Genomic DNA, 14390 nt, shown 5'->3' with positions numbered 1-14390 from the left:
TTTTCTACAAAGGTTTAGCCTCGCTGAGGCTATTTTTTTAATGCGTTTAACCTGTTTGAATAAGCTAATTAAAGCAAGATGTTACAAAAATCGTAAAAATTCTGTTGGGAATAGTTATCCCCAACAGAATGATAAGAAGCAGATGAAATTATTTCTCGGTGACTTTTTTTAGTAAATCTAACCCTTGCTGATTCGTTTTTTCCATTTCTGCTTTTGCCCCAAAAACCCAAAGGAAAAAAGCACTTACTAAGCTCGATTGGAGTCTGAAATCTTGGGTTACTTCGATGCCGTCGGGAGTTTCGGTAAAGTGATAGTCAAAGGTAGGTTGAGCCACAAACGGTTTTTGAATCGTACATTTCATACGTACCAAACGAAATGTATCCACTTCCATGATTTCTTGATAACCCAAGTCATTGCCTTTATTTCCATTCCAGTGGTATTGTGCTCCTACAAAACCGTCATTGCCTTTGACCTCATACTTCAAGCTAGGGTCTTGGGCTATAAATGGTGACCATTTTGGGAAATTATTTAAGTACCTTACCATGTCAAACACTTCTTTTTGAGGCCGACTAATTTTGACTGATTTGATGATTTGAATGGAGGTGAGTTGGTTTGCTTTGTACAAACAAACAGCAATAAGTACAATTAGAACGGTGCTGATGGCTAAAAACATTTTCTTTTTCATGTTTGCGGTGATTAATTTTTAATGATGGGACAAAGGTAGAGTGCCACCGCAACAGGCTTCTTGCCATAGGACAAGAAATGAATTTAGCTTGATTTTTTTTTGAGTTTTAAGAAAATAGTCCAGTGAAGAAATAAAATGGTAGGAGGGGCAAAGGCAGGAATGATACAAAACGGAAACATGGCCAAGGTATCTACCCCCATCGTACCCGTGTCGATGGCGATTTTGGTAATCACATTGGCGCTAATGGCAGTGAATAGAATATCTACTGTACCAAAAATATTCCAAATGTAAGCCCACCTTTTTGAGTGTTTGTGGCCATTTTGAAGGGCATTTACCACAAAAATACTACCAATGGCAGTGATAATATCGCCTAAACCTGCTATCCAGGCAAACACAGTAGGAAGTGCCTCATAGTAAGCTAGTAGTAGAAAGAATACGCCTATGAGTCTAAAAATATGAAGCCGAACAAAATCCTCAATGGGCGTATATGTTAGTATTTTCCTGTAGGCAGTGGTTTTTGTTACAACCCCAAAAAGCAGAAAAGCAAAAGGAAAAGTGGTATATAACAGAACCCGTGGAGGAAAGGCCACGACGTTGAACCAGCCAAGGTAACTGGCGATGGATATATACGCCAAATAAAAAACAAAAAAGGCAATGGTGGCAAAAAAAGGGGAGCGATAGGCTGTTCTTTTGAAGACAAACGTACTGATAAGTACAAATGGCAGTGGAATCGTGAGTAAAAACAATATTGAGACCCATTGAGGTACAAAATAGGACGTGAGTTCATTCATTTTTTTTCGGAAATTTCTTTTCTAATTCTGCTTAGTGAAGTATCGGTAATGCCTAAATAGGTTGCAATTTGTTTTAGCGGAACGTTTTGAACAATGTCAGGTTTGGTCTTTAGAAGATTTAAGTACCTGTCTTTGGCGGGGTCTGCAATGATAGAGATAGAATGGTTTTTGAGTTCAAAGTAGTTGTTAATCAGTCGAGTCCGCCCAATCTCTCGAAAAGTCTCAATGTGGAAAAGCTTCATGAAGTTTTTAAACGTAATCTTCCAGACAACACAAGGCGTAATGGCCTGAATGTTTTCGCGACATTTGGCTTTTAAGAAATAAGAGTGCCAATCAATGACGATGTCGGTACTACCAAAAAAACTGGTACTGATGTCGTTACCTTCTAAATCAATAACGTAGGAGCGGGCATAGCCACTTTCAACAAAATAATAGAAGTCGGCGGTGGTGCCTTCGGTAATCAAGTAGTCATTCTTTGAAAATTCAATGCGTTGGTATTGTTGTATGATTTCGTCTAAATCTTCTGTCCTAAAGTTTTGCTCTTTGAATATTTGTTTTAGAAAATGATTTTCACCCATAATCAAGTGGTTTTTGTTTCATTAGGAGGGCAATCTACCAAATTTTTGACGAATTTTGGGGAAATTTTGATGGTTTACCCCTCTCTGATTATGAAGCAACTCGGCTCTTTTTTGACTACAATCCTTGTTTTTTGGGGACTATTTATGTTCTATGGAATACCCTCTGCGTGGGCCCAAGAGTTTATAGGTCAGCACAGTAGCAATTATGCGGGCATCAATCGTGCTACGTTCAATCCATCGTCGATTGCGGGTACGCGCTACCGTTATCACATCAATTTGGTGTCGTTCAATACCACGGTCAACAACCGCTATTTCAAGTATTTTCGGAGCGATGCCCTCTTTCACCCGTTTCGCAATGCCTACGCGGAGTCGGATATGTACGGAAAATCGAAGTTGACAGGGACGCTCACGCAGGGCGATAACGTAAACGTACTGGCAGAACTGCGAACGCCATCGGGCTACGTGGGGGTAGGGAAACACAATTGGCTGGTAGTAGGTTTCCAAACGCGTCTGCGCGGATTTGTGCAAGGCACAGGTGTTCCTTCGGCGATTTTTGACGCGTACAAATACCGCCTCGATGATGGTTTGACGACGGCTTCGACGGGGAGTTTTACCAATTTTACCATGAATCAACATTCCTATTTTGAAACAGGACTGACGTTTGCGGCCATGCCGTTACGGTTAGATGGACTGATTCGCCTAAAAGTAGGAGCGACGATAAAGCGCTTATCTGGGGCACGGAATGTGTATTTAACGATTAAAAATGCCAATTATCAAGTAAAACCGCTCAACGCGACTGAATACGTGATGGAGCTGGGCAATGTGAGCTACGAATATGGCTATACTCAACCCGTTCAGGCGTTTAGTTTGGGTAGTTTGTTTTCGTCAGACTACGGTTCGGGAGCGGCTGTTGATTTGGGAGCGACGGTTGAAATTGGACGTATTCGTCAGCACGCCGAAAATCAGGCGAATTACATTGCTCGGATTGGTGTAGCGCTCACCGATGCTGGAAAGCTTACGTACGCGGCGGGAGGAAAACAGTACAGTGGTTCGGCGAATAAGTTGTCAATCACTCAGAACCAACTCATTGATATAGGAAACAACGCGGTGAAAGGGCTCGAAACCATTTTGGGGACGGCAAAACCAACTGACTATGCTTACACGACCACTTTGCCACGTACGCTTAACATAGACGCCGATGTACAGTTGGCGAAGGCGTTTTTTGTCAATGCTACTTGGATAAAACCTACCAACGTGGGTACTTTACCTGCTCATTTAGCCCAGCCTCAGGTGTTTTCACTGACACCGCGTTTTGAGGGAGAAGACGTAGAGTTTACGCTTCCTGTCACTTGGTGGGAAGGAAATGACAAACCGACCATTGGTTTTTCGGTGCGCTTCGGCCCTGCCTATATTGGATTTAGCAATTTTGGGGCGTTGGCAAGCAAAGCCGTACAGCCCCGAGGGTCGTTGGCTTATTTTGGGATTCAGCTTTGGGGGCTAAACGACAAAAAAGACAAATAGCCGTTACCCGCCTGCTTTTTTTGCTTTGTAGCCTTTGGCCAACAGCCACGTCAGGATTTTATCCCGAAAATCTCCTTGAATCAAAATCTCTCGGTCTTTAGCGGTACCGCCCGTGCCGCAGAGGTTTTTGAGTTGTTTAGCCAATGCCTCCATGTCTCCCGTTTTTCCTGTCCATCCTTTAATGGCGGTTACTACTTTTCCGCCCCCTTTGCGTTCGAGCCATACTTTAAGCTCTTGTTGGTTAGGGGTAGGCGTGTCGGGTTCTTCCTCTGAATCGTCGAATTGAAAACTGGGGTCGGTAGAGTAAACGATACCACCACGGTTATTTTTTGCCATGATTTTCTTCTTTTTGCCCCGAAATAGCAGCTTTTTGGGCGTTTTATCAAGGATTACGTATCAAATCATCATTTGAGACGTGCCAAATCATGTTTTGAAGCATGGGGCGCGCTGAGAGATTCCACCTTTGCATCACCAATCGCAACGAAGCGGTTGGCTAACCATCTCTCACAACCATGAAAAAGGTCTTAATTGCATTCACTTCAGTGGCGTTTATTGGCACTTCATGCAGTACACTCCGTTCTACCACCTACATCAAAGCCCAAGAAAGTTTTGTATTGGGAAACAATGAACATGGGCAGTTTTCGGTAAAACTTAAAAATGCTTCTACCTCAAATATAGAAGTTTGGGAAGCACCAATCGGCGGCGGGCGACATTCGCAGGTTATTGTAAAACCGAATGAAACTGTGAAAGTAAGCGTGGATAAAAATACGGCCTTGCGCATCGAGAATAAAGCCAATGACCAAGCAGCCGTTGAGCTTTTGGTAAAAGGTGATACAGGGTTGTCAATGGGCTATAAAAAGTAGATTATCAACAAGAAACGTAAGATTTTTATGAAAAAAATGTTAATGATTGCGGCTATTTTAAGTACTATTTCCTTCTATGTCCAAGCCCAACGTGGGCCACTACGCGGCACTGGAAAAGTCATTACCAAAACAATGAGCTTTCGTGATTTTGACAAAATCAATTTTGAAGACCTCGACGGAAACATAGAGGTGGAAATCGGAAAACCGTTTTCGGTGAAAATAGACATTGACGAAAATTTAGAGCCTTTACTTTACACAAGTAGAGAAGAAAAAGAGCACGAGTTGACGATTGGTTTGAAAGGGAATAAGAATAACAAACTTTACGTCGAAGACACCCGCATCAAGGTCAAAATAACGATGCCCGAGGCGTCGGTTATTCGTCACCGAGGTAACAGTTCGTTGTCGGTGACAGGCATCATCGGGCGTTATTTTCGATTGGAAAACGAAGGCAATGGCAATGCGATTCTTCAAGGAATGATTGATGATTTGGACATTAAAAAGAACGGCAATGGTGAAGTAAAAGCCCAGAGATTGGTAGCAAAAATGGCCAAAGTAAAAAGCTATGGCAATGGCAACGTATGGGTAAATAGCCAAATATCACTGACCGCGCACGGGACTGGAAACAACAGCGTGATGCAGTTTGGCCCAGGGAAAATTGACCCTATTTCGGGTATTATGGGCAACGGAGAAGTTAGAAAAATGTAGTCCTACCTACTTTTTGTTGGCTTGAACATGCGCTCTCCAAAAGAAAAGTGGGCGTTCTCCTAAACTTAATCAGTCATGAATAGTTAAAACGTATATATAGCCATTTGAGTTATGTCTATTTACCAAACTCCCCTCCAATTTGGGTATTTTTTTGCCTTGTTTTTTGCGGTTTTACTTGGTTGGCGCGGCTGGCGGGAAGAGCGACTTTCCGACAAATTGTTGGGTTTAGTGATGTTTTTTTTAGCCATGGAAATTCAGGATTATACCTTTGGGTTTTCGGGTATCAACATTCTTTGGGAAAAATACGATGGATTTCCGCGCTATTTCCACCTTGCTTTTGCTCCCACGATTTACTTCTATTTAAAAGCGCAGATTAACCGCGAGTTTCGCTTCAAAGCGCGCCATTTGTGGCATTATTTGCTGTATGCCATTTATTTTTTGGTCAATATCGTCGTGTTTGTTCAAGGGCCGCAAATGGTCAAAACCTTCCATAGTTCGGCCTTGTCTTACTGGCTGGGTTGGCTAGAAAGTATTGCTATTTGGGGGTCTTACGTGTACTATTTTTATCAGTCTTTGCTTTTGTACCGAGAATACCGCCGTTGGGTGGAAACACAATTTTCAGATACTGAAACAGTTAGCTTTGTTTGGCTACGAAATTTTATTTACCTAATCATTGCAGGAGAGGTGTTTAAACTGGCTTGGCAAATCGCTGATATGGCGCTCAATAACTTACCTTTTGAGCAAGATTGGTGGTGGCATTTGTTTACGGTGGCCATCATTTGTTACGTGGGTATCATGGGGTATTCGCAGCCCCAGTTTGCCCGTTTATCGTACACCTCAGTTCCCGTTGAGGTTGGGGTAGAAGTAGCCAAAACTACAGAAGTATTGCCACTCAATTATGTTTCTTGGAAGCCCAAAATCGAAACTTTATTTGAAGAACAACGCTTGTACTTACAGCCAGATTTATCGCTCAGTGACGTTGCCCAAAAACTGAAAACCAATACGTCGATTTTGTCGGCTGCTATCAATCAGAATTTTGGAAAAAACTTCAATGATTTTGTAAATCAATACCGCGTAGAAGAGGTAAAACGGCAACTTAAAAACCCCGATAATGCGCATTTATCTTTGTTGGGAATAGCGTTAGAGTGCGGTTTTAATTCTAAATCAACTTTCAACCGCGCCTTCAAGAAATTTACGGGAAAAGCACCGAAGGAGTTTGAGTAGAAACAAAAGCGCTAGGCATGGTGTTGTACAAAAAATACCATTTAAAACGTATGCCCGTATTACCCACCATCAAACCCACCTCCATCGGTACCCGAGGGCTTTGGATTGCCTTCGTTGTACTAGGAATGTGGTTTGTTAGCCTAGCGTTTTTATTACATTACCCGTTGCACCTTGCCGACCCATTGGTGTATGTCTTTATATTGCTCCAAATGCACTTATATACGGGCTTGTTTATCACGGCGCATGACTCGATTCACGGGGTAGTAGCGCCTGAAAATAAGCGTCTTAATTATTGGATTGGATTTGTGTGTGCGTCGCTTTTTGCGTTTAATAATTACAAAACACTTTCGTCGAAACACCACCTTCACCACCGCCACGCGGCCACTCACGACGACCCCGATTACCACGACGGTCACCCCAATTTTTTTCTGTGGTTTTTAGCTTTTGCCAAAGAGTACATTTCGGTGGTTCAAATCATCCTCATGGCTGTCACGTACAATGTCTTGAAACTGTGGTTTTTGTGGGAAAATTTGGTTGCATTTTGGATGATTCCTGCCGTGTTGAGTACCTTTCAGTTGTTTTATTTTGGAACCTATTTGCCGCACCGTGGCGAGCACGAAAACCCGCCCCACAACGCCCGTAGCCAGAAACTTAACCACGTATGGGCGTTTTTGAGCTGCTATTTTTTTGGGTATCATTTTGAACATCACGCGTATCCGTATCTGCCGTGGTGGCGTTTGCCCGAAGCACGCGAGCGTGTGGAAGCGGGAAGAAAATAGCATTTTCCATTCCTGAGAAATTTTTTGCTAATTGCTTTTTAACAAGGTTTTGAGAAACCTTGGGCGTCGGTTTTGAGAAACCGCCGACACTTGTGCTGTCGGTTTCTCAAAACCGACGATTTGCGTGTTTTCGGTTTCTCAAAATCGACGATTTGTGTGTTTTCGGTTTTTCAAAACCGACGATTTGCGTGTTTTCGGTTTCTCAAAACCGAAAAAAGCGGTTGCTCCCAACCGCGTGTATTGTTAACTTGCTTTAAATGGGGAATAAAACAGCATTAGTGAGTCAATGGTGGCTGATTGCTACGGTGGTACTGCTCAAACTCCGTGCGGATGTTTCCTATTTTCTTACCCCCGATTCGTATCACTATCTCCACGCCGCTCAAAGTTTATTTGATGGAAAAGGATACCGCATTTTTTTTGAAGGACAGGATACCTTTTGTGCGATTTGGCCCGTGGGGTACGCGGCGTCGATAGCGGGAGTGGCGTGGCTCACGGGTTTTTCACTGGAAATAGCGTCAAAATGGGTAAATTTATTGGCCTTAGCGGGCTGTTTTTGGTTGATATACAGTCGTTTTCGAGAAAGAGCGTGGTTTGTTTCGTTAGCGTTTGGAGCGTCGTCGCTGGTGCAAGTGTATGCCAATACATGGTCCGAAGCTCTTTTTCTGTTTTTTCTGGTAGGGTTTACAACGCAAGATATTGATTCAGAAAAAGGAGTTTTTTGGGCAATCGGGGCGTTTTTGAGTCGGTATGCTGCCGTATTTTTGGCGTTTGTGTTATTGTTTCAGCGTAAGTTTAGGGCTTCTTTGTATTATTTACTTTTTGTAGCGGGTTATCTGTTTTTCAACTTTTCTCAAACCCAAACTTTCACGGGCGGGCATGGCTTTTGGCCAAGAGAATCGTTTGGCCTGAGACTTTGGCGAGGGTTGCGCGGGTTGGGGGAGGAGTTGCTGTTTTTTACCGTGCGTGATTGGGATTTAAAAAATGCTGTTGTAAACGATGCTACAAAGTGGTTGATTTATAGCACTGCCGTTGCGCAATTTTTAATGATTGGGTTGATAATGAGGGAGTCTTGGAAGTGGGCGAAGGAGAATGAATTAGATGCTTACAGCATGACAAAAAAGGTGACAAAAAGTTTATTTTTTCGGGTAGCTATCGGTTATTTGGTTTTTACGATTGGTATTTATCTCACTGATGCTTCGGTCGAAAGCCTGTATTTTCGGCGCTTGGCGCCCGCTTCGTTGCTGCTTACACTAGGGTTTCTGGCGTGGGTTTCTTCACAAAAATCGTTGTTTGAGCGTACCAAATGGTATTTTGTGATTTTCTTTGCGCTTTCAATCGTCCATGCTTTTCCCAAAAACTAACCATGTCTTCTCACCACGTTGTCCGAGAAAAACAAGAACCCGCGTTGCTGATTGCCAACGGCGAAGGGTGTAGCTTTGAATTGATGGGGCAACTGCTCGAATGGTCGCCGTTTGTCGTGGTGCTCGACCATGCTATTCATCGGGTACTGGATTTGGGGATAAAAGTGGATGTGTTGCTGGGTGATTTTGACCGAAATGTTGATTTTGAGGAAATTCACGCTCGACAATACCCCTTGGAAATCGTTCATACGCCCGATCAAGACAAAACAGATCTTGAAAAAGGTATCGAGTTTTTGATAGAACGTGGTTTTCCTGCGGTGAATATCGTGTGGGCAACGGGCCGCCGCGCTGATCATAGTTTGACCAACATGACCAACATTGTACGGTACAAAAACCAAATCAAGGTGGTGATGCTCGACGATTATTCCAAGGTTTTTCCGTTGGTGGGAACGTTTGAAAAATGGTACGCCGCCGAAACTCCCGTCTCGCTAGTGCCTGTGGGTACAGTGACAGGAATCACGACCGAAGGACTAAAATATAATCTTCACAATGACGCTCTTGTGCTGGGCTACCGAAGTGGCAACAGCAATGAATCGGCCATGGATGGATTTGTGAAAATTTCGGCCCAATTGGGCGATTTGCTGATTATGGAGTGTTGGGATTAATGGTGTGCCGAGTTTTGAGTTTACTGTTTATAGTTGTTACTTTTGAGAAAATACAAGTTATACCCAAATGCCAATCATTACCCACATCGAGGTTTATAAGTTTAATATTCCGCTGCAAGCGCCAGTCACTATCGCGATTGGAACGATTGAGGAAGCACGTAATATTTTGATCAAAATTCATACGTCGGATGGCGTGTACGGAACGGGTGAAGGCGCACCGTTTTGGATGATTGTGGGCGAAACGCAAGCAACGGTGTATGCGGCTTCGCTTGATTTGGCAAAACTATTGATTGGGAAAAATCCCCTAGATTTGGAGGGCTGTATTGGGGCAATGGAACGGTATTTAGCGGCTAATCCTACGGCGAAAAGTGCGTTTGATATGGCTTTGTACGACCTTGCGGCCAAGTACGCCAATATGCCGTTGTACCAATTTTTGGGAGGGAGCAACCGCCCGATTGCCACCGATGAAACTATTTACATCGCTTCGCCTGAAGTCATGGCCGCCGACGCGATTAAAATTAAAGAACGAGGCGCTGACGCAATTAAGGTCAAACTAGGAACAAATGCCCCCGACGATATTAAGCGCATTGCGGCGATACGAACAGCGATTGGCGACGAAATTCCGATTCGGACTGATGCCAACCAAGGTTGGGATTATGTAAGCGCATTGAAGGTATTAAATACTATTGCTGACTGGAACGTCGAGTATTGCGAGCAGCCCGTGAAGCATTGGGACTATGCACACATGGCGCGGCTTCGCCAACACGCACGCGTACCGATTTGCGCCGATGAGTCGTTGTTTTCACCCCAAGACGCGGTGAAGTTGGTGGCTCAAGAGGCCGTTGATTATTTTAATATCAAACTGTCTAAAAGTGGAGGTTTGCGCAATGCCGTAAAAATCAATGCGATTGCCGAAGGGGCGGGTATTCGGTGCATGATAGGCTGTATGTCAGAGTCGCGATTGGGGATTTCGGCCAATGCTCATTTTGCATCAGCGCTGCACAATGTCGTTTTTTACGATTTAGATTCACCCTTCGAGCACGCCCAAGATCCTGTGCTGGGTGGTATTGCCTATCAAAACCATTACCAAGTGATTATTCCTGATGCTCCAGGACACGGAGCTGACGTTGATTTGGCTTATTTACAGAAAATGGAGTCGTTTGTGGTGAAGTAGGTTTTATGCTGCATTGTCGAAGGTCAGTTGAATTTTAAGTTTAGGTGCGTCTAACAAATGACTTAATTTTTTTAAATTTTCGTTACGGAGGTCGAGGTATTGTTTTACGTGCTCGTCATCAATACCGTTGGCACGGTACAAGTCAATAATTTCATTATCCATTTCAATCAGCTGGAATAGTTTAGCAACAGCAGCAGCTCGTTCTTCATTGGCAAGTTGCAATTCATTGATGTCTTCCATTGGTTTAAAAACTAAGTTGAATGATTCCTTTGGGTCGTTTATTGTACAAATTCATTGTAAAATCAAATAACCAACGTTTGCGTTCTAGTTGATAAATAGGCTGTAGTTTGTGGTCGATTGGGTATGTTTTTATAAAGTAACCATCAGTGCCATTAGTACGTTGATACCTTTTCTTTCGTATCAATTCAATTTCTTTTTCAAAACGCTCGTACAGTTCAAAATCAATAAAAGTTACGAAATCAATATCGTTTGGATTGAATTTTTGTGAAACAAAACTACCATCAATCCATTGAGTGAATCCTGTTCCTAACAGATGTTTTAATTCATCCACATAAGTTACGTAATTTTTGAACCATTGATGACGTTTGCTTGTGCTTGGAAAGTTTTTTACAAAAACAGTCTCAAAGGTGTCGAAATCGGTCGGTACAACTTCATAGGGAAAAAGATGGCCATATTGGTCGAATATCATAGGTTCTATCTTTACTCAAATTTACACGAATTGTGTTTCAAATCCACGTATTTTGGAAGAAAGTAAACCGATTTAGAGGGGCATTTACTCAAAAGATAGGCTTATGAGTACCTCCTATACCCCAATCTACGCCCTTGTTAGGCTTGATTTCGAAACTGTGCGGGAGTGTTTCCTGTATTGCGTTTGAAAGCTGTATGAAAAGCGGAAGTAGAATTGTAACCGACGCGCTCGGCTATTTCGTCGATTTTGAGGTGGGATAGCCCAGGGTCGGCGAGTAGGCGTTTCGCTTCCTCTACGCGATGATAAGCTAACCAATCAAAGAAACTTTGTTGAAGTCGGTCGTTGAGTACCTGCGACAAATGATGCTGAGACACGGATAAGCGTTGAGCGAGCTTAGGCAGGGTAAAATCATTGTCAGTGTAAGGCTTTTCGGTTTCGAGTAGCTGTTGTAATTTTTGCAAAATCAGCGTTCCGTGGTCTTCCGATAATGACGATTTTTCATACTTCTTTTTGGGTTCGCTGTCAGTGCTTTCTACCTGAAACAAGCTAGAGTGACTCACTACAAGGTAACTCGTGACATAGACATAAAATGTTATCCAACTCCCTAGTAGATAGTCGCCTAAGTCTTCTTCAAACGTCAATTTTACCCCAATAAACACTAATGGAAATAAGCACGACAACAGCGTGAGATTGCGAAGCGGCGTAAGGGGAGGAGTAGGTGTTAGGGTGAAAAAATTGAGTTGATTTTGGCGAAAACTACGGATGATTTCTCGCAATGACAACCCAATGTACAGCAATATACTTACCAACGTAAAGTCGTTGACGTGTTCGCGAATGTGCAAAGGATCCTCGGAATGCCACAAGCTAACGTCACGAAAAGGCAAGTCAGGATGCCATGCGTCGAGGTACGAATTGTACTTGTAATCAAGGGGTTGATGCTGCCAAAATACGGAATAAATACACCAAAAAATAAAAGGAGCAAGGTGCCAACCGTAACTATGCGGAAGCCGCCCGTGGAGCCGAGCGTAAACGAAGAAGAAAGGTAAAAGAGCTAATAAAAAGTTGGTTGGTTCGGCGAAATTATCAGCCCAAAGGGTTTGAAACTGGTAGTTGGTATAACACAAAAATACCTCTAAAATCGCCGCCGAAAATGCCAGCATTTTCCAGCCCATCATCCGATTGGCAACGGATTTTGCCCGCTGCCCCGTCAGTAAAAGTCCTCCAAGTAAGAGTCCCTGAACGACGCCAAGCAGAATAGTAATGGCAAAAAAATCGATGCGGATGGGCATAATGAGGGAAGGGTTAAGGGCAGGGGGCATAGGGACAGCAAAAAGTTGAAGTTTCCCCTATGCCCCCTGCACCATGCCCTCTACTCGTTTATCTCCAACGCTTATATTGATTAATCAAGCCATTGGTACTGCTATCGTGCGATTCGATAGGCCAGTCGTTTTGGAGTTCTGGATAAATCTTGTTGGCGAGTTGCTTACCTAATTCTACGCCCCATTGGTCGAAGCTGAAAATGTTCCAAATCACACCTTGGACGAAGATTTTGTGCTCATACATGGCAATCAAACTTCCTAAAACGCGGGGAGTGATTTTTTTGACTAAAATCGAGTTGGTAGGGCGGTTGCCTTCAAATACTTTGAAAGGAGCAATCTTCGCAATTTCTTCAGCCGATTTACCGCCTAATTCTGCTACCACTTCGTCCAACGTTTTACCGTTCATCAACGCTTCAGTTTGGGCGAAGAAGTTTGATAACAACATTTTATGGTGTTCGCCGATTGGGTTATGGCTCAACGCTGGCGCAATAAAATCGGCAGGAATCAGCTTGGTTCCTTGGTGAATCAATTGATAAAACGCGTGTTGTCCGTTGGTGCCAGGTTCTCCCCAAATAATAGGACCCGTTTGGTAATCAACGGCCTCGCCGTTGCGACTTACGTATTTCCCGTTCGACTCCATGTCGCCTTGCTGGAAATAGGCCGCAAAGCGGTGCATGTATTGGTCGTATGGCAAAATAGCGTGCGTGTCAGCCCCGAAGAAATTGTTGTACCAAATGCCCAAAAGTGCTAAAACGACAGGAACGTTTTTCTCAAAACGGGCCGAACGGAAGTGGTTGTCCATATCGTGCGCTCCCGCTAACAGCTGCTCGAAGTTTTGGAAACCAATGTAGCAGGAAATCGACAAGCCGATGGCCGACCACAACGAGTAACGTCCACCTACCCAATCCCAAAAACCAAACATATTGGCAGGGTCAATACCGAATTTTTCTACTTCGGTACGATTGGTTGAAATCGCTACGAAGTGCTTGGCGACGTGGGCACTGTCTTTCGCAGTTTCCAAAAACCAACGACGCGCCGAATGGGCGTTGGCCATCGTTTCTTGGGTCGTAAACGTTTTTGAAGCAATCATGAACAAAGTAGTCTCAGGATTGAGCTTTGCGACTGCTTCGGCAATGTGGGTACCGTCCACGTTCGATACAAAATGAACATTAAGTCCTTTTTTACCGTACGATTTGAGGGCTTCGGTGACCATTACTGGGCCGAGGTCAGAGCCTCCGATGCCAATATTTACAATGTCAGTGATTTTCTTTCCAGTAAAGCCTTTCCATTCGCCGCCGCGAACTTTCTCCGAAAAACCTTTCATTTTGTCCAACACTTCGTTGACGTCAGGCATTACATCTTTGCCGTCCACTTCGATAGGAGTATTTGAGCGGTTGCGGAGAGCCACGTGCAACACGGCACGATTTTCGGTGGCGTTGATTTTGTCGCCTGTAAACATTTTTTCAATGGCGTCCGAAAGTTGGCACTCGCGGGCAAGGTCGCACAAGTACGCCAATGTACGGCCATTGATGCGGTTTTTAGAGTAGTCAACGACGATGTCACCCAAGCGCAACGAGAATTTTTTGAAGCGGTTAGGGTCTTCGGCAAACAATTCTTTTAAATGTTTCTTGCTGATACTCTTGTGGTGAGTTTTGAGTTTGCGGTAGGCAGCCGTCTGGTCAAAAGGAATGGCTTGTAACATCTGTCTAAATAGTTTTATGAACACGCAAAAGTAGGGAATACGCCCACTTTCTCAAAGAAATGAGGGGTTTAGGGCATAAAAAGGTAGAATCCATGACTTGTTTGGGGGAATTTATGAATACGATATACTAAGCAAGGGATAAAAGTCTCGGAGAGACGCAACATTTGTAACGAAAAAAGCTATTCCATAAAAAGTCTCGGAGAGACGCAACATTTGTAGAGACTCGGAGAGACGCAACGTTTGTAGAGACCAATGCCATGCGATTGATATATAATTTTTCTTTATATTTGTTTTGTTACAAACCTCTCTCAAAC

Annotated in this window: 16 protein-coding genes; 8 read left to right on the top strand and 8 right to left on the bottom strand. The window is 43.6% G+C overall.

Features of this window, described 5'->3' with window-relative positions; translation table 11 throughout:
• Positions 1-148 precede the first annotated feature (148 nt).
• The 3 genes from K339_RS0121265 to K339_RS0121255 all read right to left on the bottom strand — a co-directional run bounded on the left by K339_RS0121265 (position 149) and on the right by K339_RS0121255 (position 2054).
• Complete coding sequence (locus tag K339_RS0121265; RefSeq protein ID WP_051398153.1) at positions 149-685, bottom strand: SRPBCC family protein; 537 nt, start codon at positions 683-685, stop codon at positions 149-151.
• Positions 686-768: 83 nt separating this feature from the next.
• Positions 769-1476, bottom strand: a complete 708-nt coding sequence (locus K339_RS0121260) for a DUF8737 domain-containing protein (protein ID WP_028525406.1) — start codon at positions 1474-1476, stop codon at positions 769-771.
• On the bottom strand, positions 1473-2054 hold the full coding sequence (locus K339_RS0121255; RefSeq protein ID WP_028525405.1) for a Crp/Fnr family transcriptional regulator: 582 nt from the start codon (positions 2052-2054) through the stop codon (positions 1473-1475). Before K339_RS0121255 ends, K339_RS0121260 begins: the two co-directional genes overlap by 4 nt.
• Positions 2055-2144: 90 nt before the next feature.
• Between K339_RS0121255 and K339_RS0121250 the strand changes: the two genes are divergently transcribed.
• Positions 2145-3575: a DUF5723 family protein gene (locus K339_RS0121250; protein WP_157607681.1), complete on the top strand. Its 1431-nt coding sequence runs from the start codon at positions 2145-2147 to the stop codon at positions 3573-3575.
• A 3-nt stretch (positions 3576-3578) separates the two neighbouring features.
• Here the strand turns inward: K339_RS0121250 and K339_RS0121245 are convergent, their stop codons facing one another.
• Complete coding sequence (locus K339_RS0121245) at positions 3579-3911, bottom strand: translation initiation factor (RefSeq protein WP_028525403.1); 333 nt, start codon at positions 3909-3911, stop codon at positions 3579-3581.
• 176 nt (positions 3912-4087) lie between these two features.
• Between K339_RS0121245 and K339_RS0121240 the strand changes: the two genes are divergently transcribed.
• The 7 genes from K339_RS0121240 to K339_RS0121205 all read left to right on the top strand — a co-directional run bounded on the left by K339_RS0121240 (position 4088) and on the right by K339_RS0121205 (position 10346).
• Complete coding sequence (locus tag K339_RS0121240) at positions 4088-4438, top strand: hypothetical protein (RefSeq protein WP_028525402.1); 351 nt, start codon at positions 4088-4090, stop codon at positions 4436-4438.
• Positions 4439-4465: 27 nt separating this feature from the next.
• Positions 4466-5143, top strand: coding sequence for a GIN domain-containing protein (locus K339_RS0121235; protein WP_028525401.1), 678 nt, complete (start codon positions 4466-4468; stop codon positions 5141-5143).
• A gap of 111 nt (positions 5144-5254) precedes the next feature.
• Positions 5255-6367, top strand: coding sequence for a helix-turn-helix domain-containing protein (locus K339_RS0121230; RefSeq protein ID WP_028525400.1), 1113 nt, complete (start codon positions 5255-5257; stop codon positions 6365-6367).
• A gap of 50 nt (positions 6368-6417) precedes the next feature.
• Entirely contained in the window at positions 6418-7146 is a 729-nt protein-coding gene (locus K339_RS0121225) for a fatty acid desaturase (protein ID WP_028525399.1), read from the top strand.
• A gap of 257 nt (positions 7147-7403) precedes the next feature.
• Positions 7404-8507 (top strand): hypothetical protein, encoded by a 1104-nt coding sequence (locus K339_RS0121215; RefSeq protein WP_028525397.1) that lies wholly within the window; start codon positions 7404-7406, stop codon positions 8505-8507.
• Positions 8508-8509: 2 nt separating this feature from the next.
• Complete coding sequence (locus K339_RS0121210) at positions 8510-9172, top strand: thiamine diphosphokinase (RefSeq protein WP_028525396.1); 663 nt, start codon at positions 8510-8512, stop codon at positions 9170-9172.
• A 67-nt stretch (positions 9173-9239) separates the two neighbouring features.
• Positions 9240-10346, top strand: coding sequence for a mandelate racemase/muconate lactonizing enzyme family protein (locus K339_RS0121205; RefSeq protein WP_028525395.1), 1107 nt, complete (start codon positions 9240-9242; stop codon positions 10344-10346).
• A 3-nt stretch (positions 10347-10349) separates the two neighbouring features.
• Here K339_RS0121205 and K339_RS0121200 read toward each other — a convergent pair whose 3' ends face one another.
• From K339_RS0121200 to pgi, 4 genes are all read right to left on the bottom strand, one after another.
• Positions 10350-10586 carry a hypothetical protein gene (locus K339_RS0121200; RefSeq protein ID WP_028525394.1) on the bottom strand — a complete coding sequence of 79 codons (237 nt, stop codon included), beginning with the start codon at positions 10584-10586 and terminating at the stop codon, positions 10350-10352.
• Between the two features lie 4 nt (positions 10587-10590).
• Positions 10591-11055 (bottom strand): DUF6932 family protein, encoded by a 465-nt coding sequence (locus K339_RS0121195; protein WP_028525393.1) that lies wholly within the window; start codon positions 11053-11055, stop codon positions 10591-10593.
• A 137-nt stretch (positions 11056-11192) separates the two neighbouring features.
• Positions 11193-12344 (bottom strand): helix-turn-helix domain-containing protein, encoded by a 1152-nt coding sequence (locus K339_RS0121190; protein ID WP_037301508.1) that lies wholly within the window; start codon positions 12342-12344, stop codon positions 11193-11195.
• A gap of 88 nt (positions 12345-12432) precedes the next feature.
• Positions 12433-14076 carry a glucose-6-phosphate isomerase gene (pgi, locus tag K339_RS0121185; protein WP_028525391.1) on the bottom strand — a complete coding sequence of 548 codons (1644 nt, stop codon included), beginning with the start codon at positions 14074-14076 and terminating at the stop codon, positions 12433-12435.
• Between the last annotated feature and the right edge of the window lie 314 nt (positions 14077-14390).

The organism is Runella limosa DSM 17973 (assembly GCF_000482465.1).
In the GTDB taxonomy this organism is placed as follows: domain Bacteria; phylum Bacteroidota; class Bacteroidia; order Cytophagales; family Spirosomataceae; genus Runella; species Runella limosa.
This window is presented reverse-complemented; position numbering and strand designations above follow the sequence as displayed.

Excerpts from the sequence above, each read along its gene's own strand:
- K339_RS0121265 (WP_051398153.1), bottom strand. The coding sequence starts at position 685 with ATGAAAAAGAAAATGTTTTTAGCCATCAGCACCGTTCTAATTGTACTT.
- K339_RS0121245 (WP_028525403.1), bottom strand. The coding sequence starts at position 3,911 with ATGGCAAAAAATAACCGTGGTGGTATCGTTTACTCTACCGACCCCAGT.
- K339_RS0121255 (WP_028525405.1), bottom strand. The coding sequence starts at position 2,054 with ATGGGTGAAAATCATTTTCTAAAACAAATATTCAAAGAGCAAAACTTT.
- K339_RS0121225 (WP_028525399.1), top strand. The coding sequence starts at position 6,418 with ATGCCCGTATTACCCACCATCAAACCCACCTCCATCGGTACCCGAGGG.
- K339_RS0121235 (WP_028525401.1), top strand. The coding sequence starts at position 4,466 with ATGAAAAAAATGTTAATGATTGCGGCTATTTTAAGTACTATTTCCTTC.
- K339_RS0121195 (WP_028525393.1), bottom strand. The coding sequence starts at position 11,055 with ATGATATTCGACCAATATGGCCATCTTTTTCCCTATGAAGTTGTACCG.
- K339_RS0121250 (WP_157607681.1), top strand. The coding sequence starts at position 2,145 with ATGAAGCAACTCGGCTCTTTTTTGACTACAATCCTTGTTTTTTGGGGA.
- K339_RS0121205 (WP_028525395.1), top strand. The coding sequence starts at position 9,240 with ATGCCAATCATTACCCACATCGAGGTTTATAAGTTTAATATTCCGCTG.
- K339_RS0121230 (WP_028525400.1), top strand. The coding sequence starts at position 5,255 with ATGTCTATTTACCAAACTCCCCTCCAATTTGGGTATTTTTTTGCCTTG.
- pgi (WP_028525391.1), bottom strand. The coding sequence starts at position 14,076 with ATGTTACAAGCCATTCCTTTTGACCAGACGGCTGCCTACCGCAAACTC.
- K339_RS0121210 (WP_028525396.1), top strand. The coding sequence starts at position 8,510 with ATGTCTTCTCACCACGTTGTCCGAGAAAAACAAGAACCCGCGTTGCTG.
- K339_RS0121260 (WP_028525406.1), bottom strand. The coding sequence starts at position 1,476 with ATGAATGAACTCACGTCCTATTTTGTACCTCAATGGGTCTCAATATTG.
- K339_RS0121215 (WP_028525397.1), top strand. The coding sequence starts at position 7,404 with ATGGGGAATAAAACAGCATTAGTGAGTCAATGGTGGCTGATTGCTACG.
- K339_RS0121240 (WP_028525402.1), top strand. The coding sequence starts at position 4,088 with ATGAAAAAGGTCTTAATTGCATTCACTTCAGTGGCGTTTATTGGCACT.
- K339_RS0121190 (WP_037301508.1), bottom strand. The coding sequence starts at position 12,344 with ATGCCCATCCGCATCGATTTTTTTGCCATTACTATTCTGCTTGGCGTC.
- K339_RS0121200 (WP_028525394.1), bottom strand. The coding sequence starts at position 10,586 with ATGGAAGACATCAATGAATTGCAACTTGCCAATGAAGAACGAGCTGCT.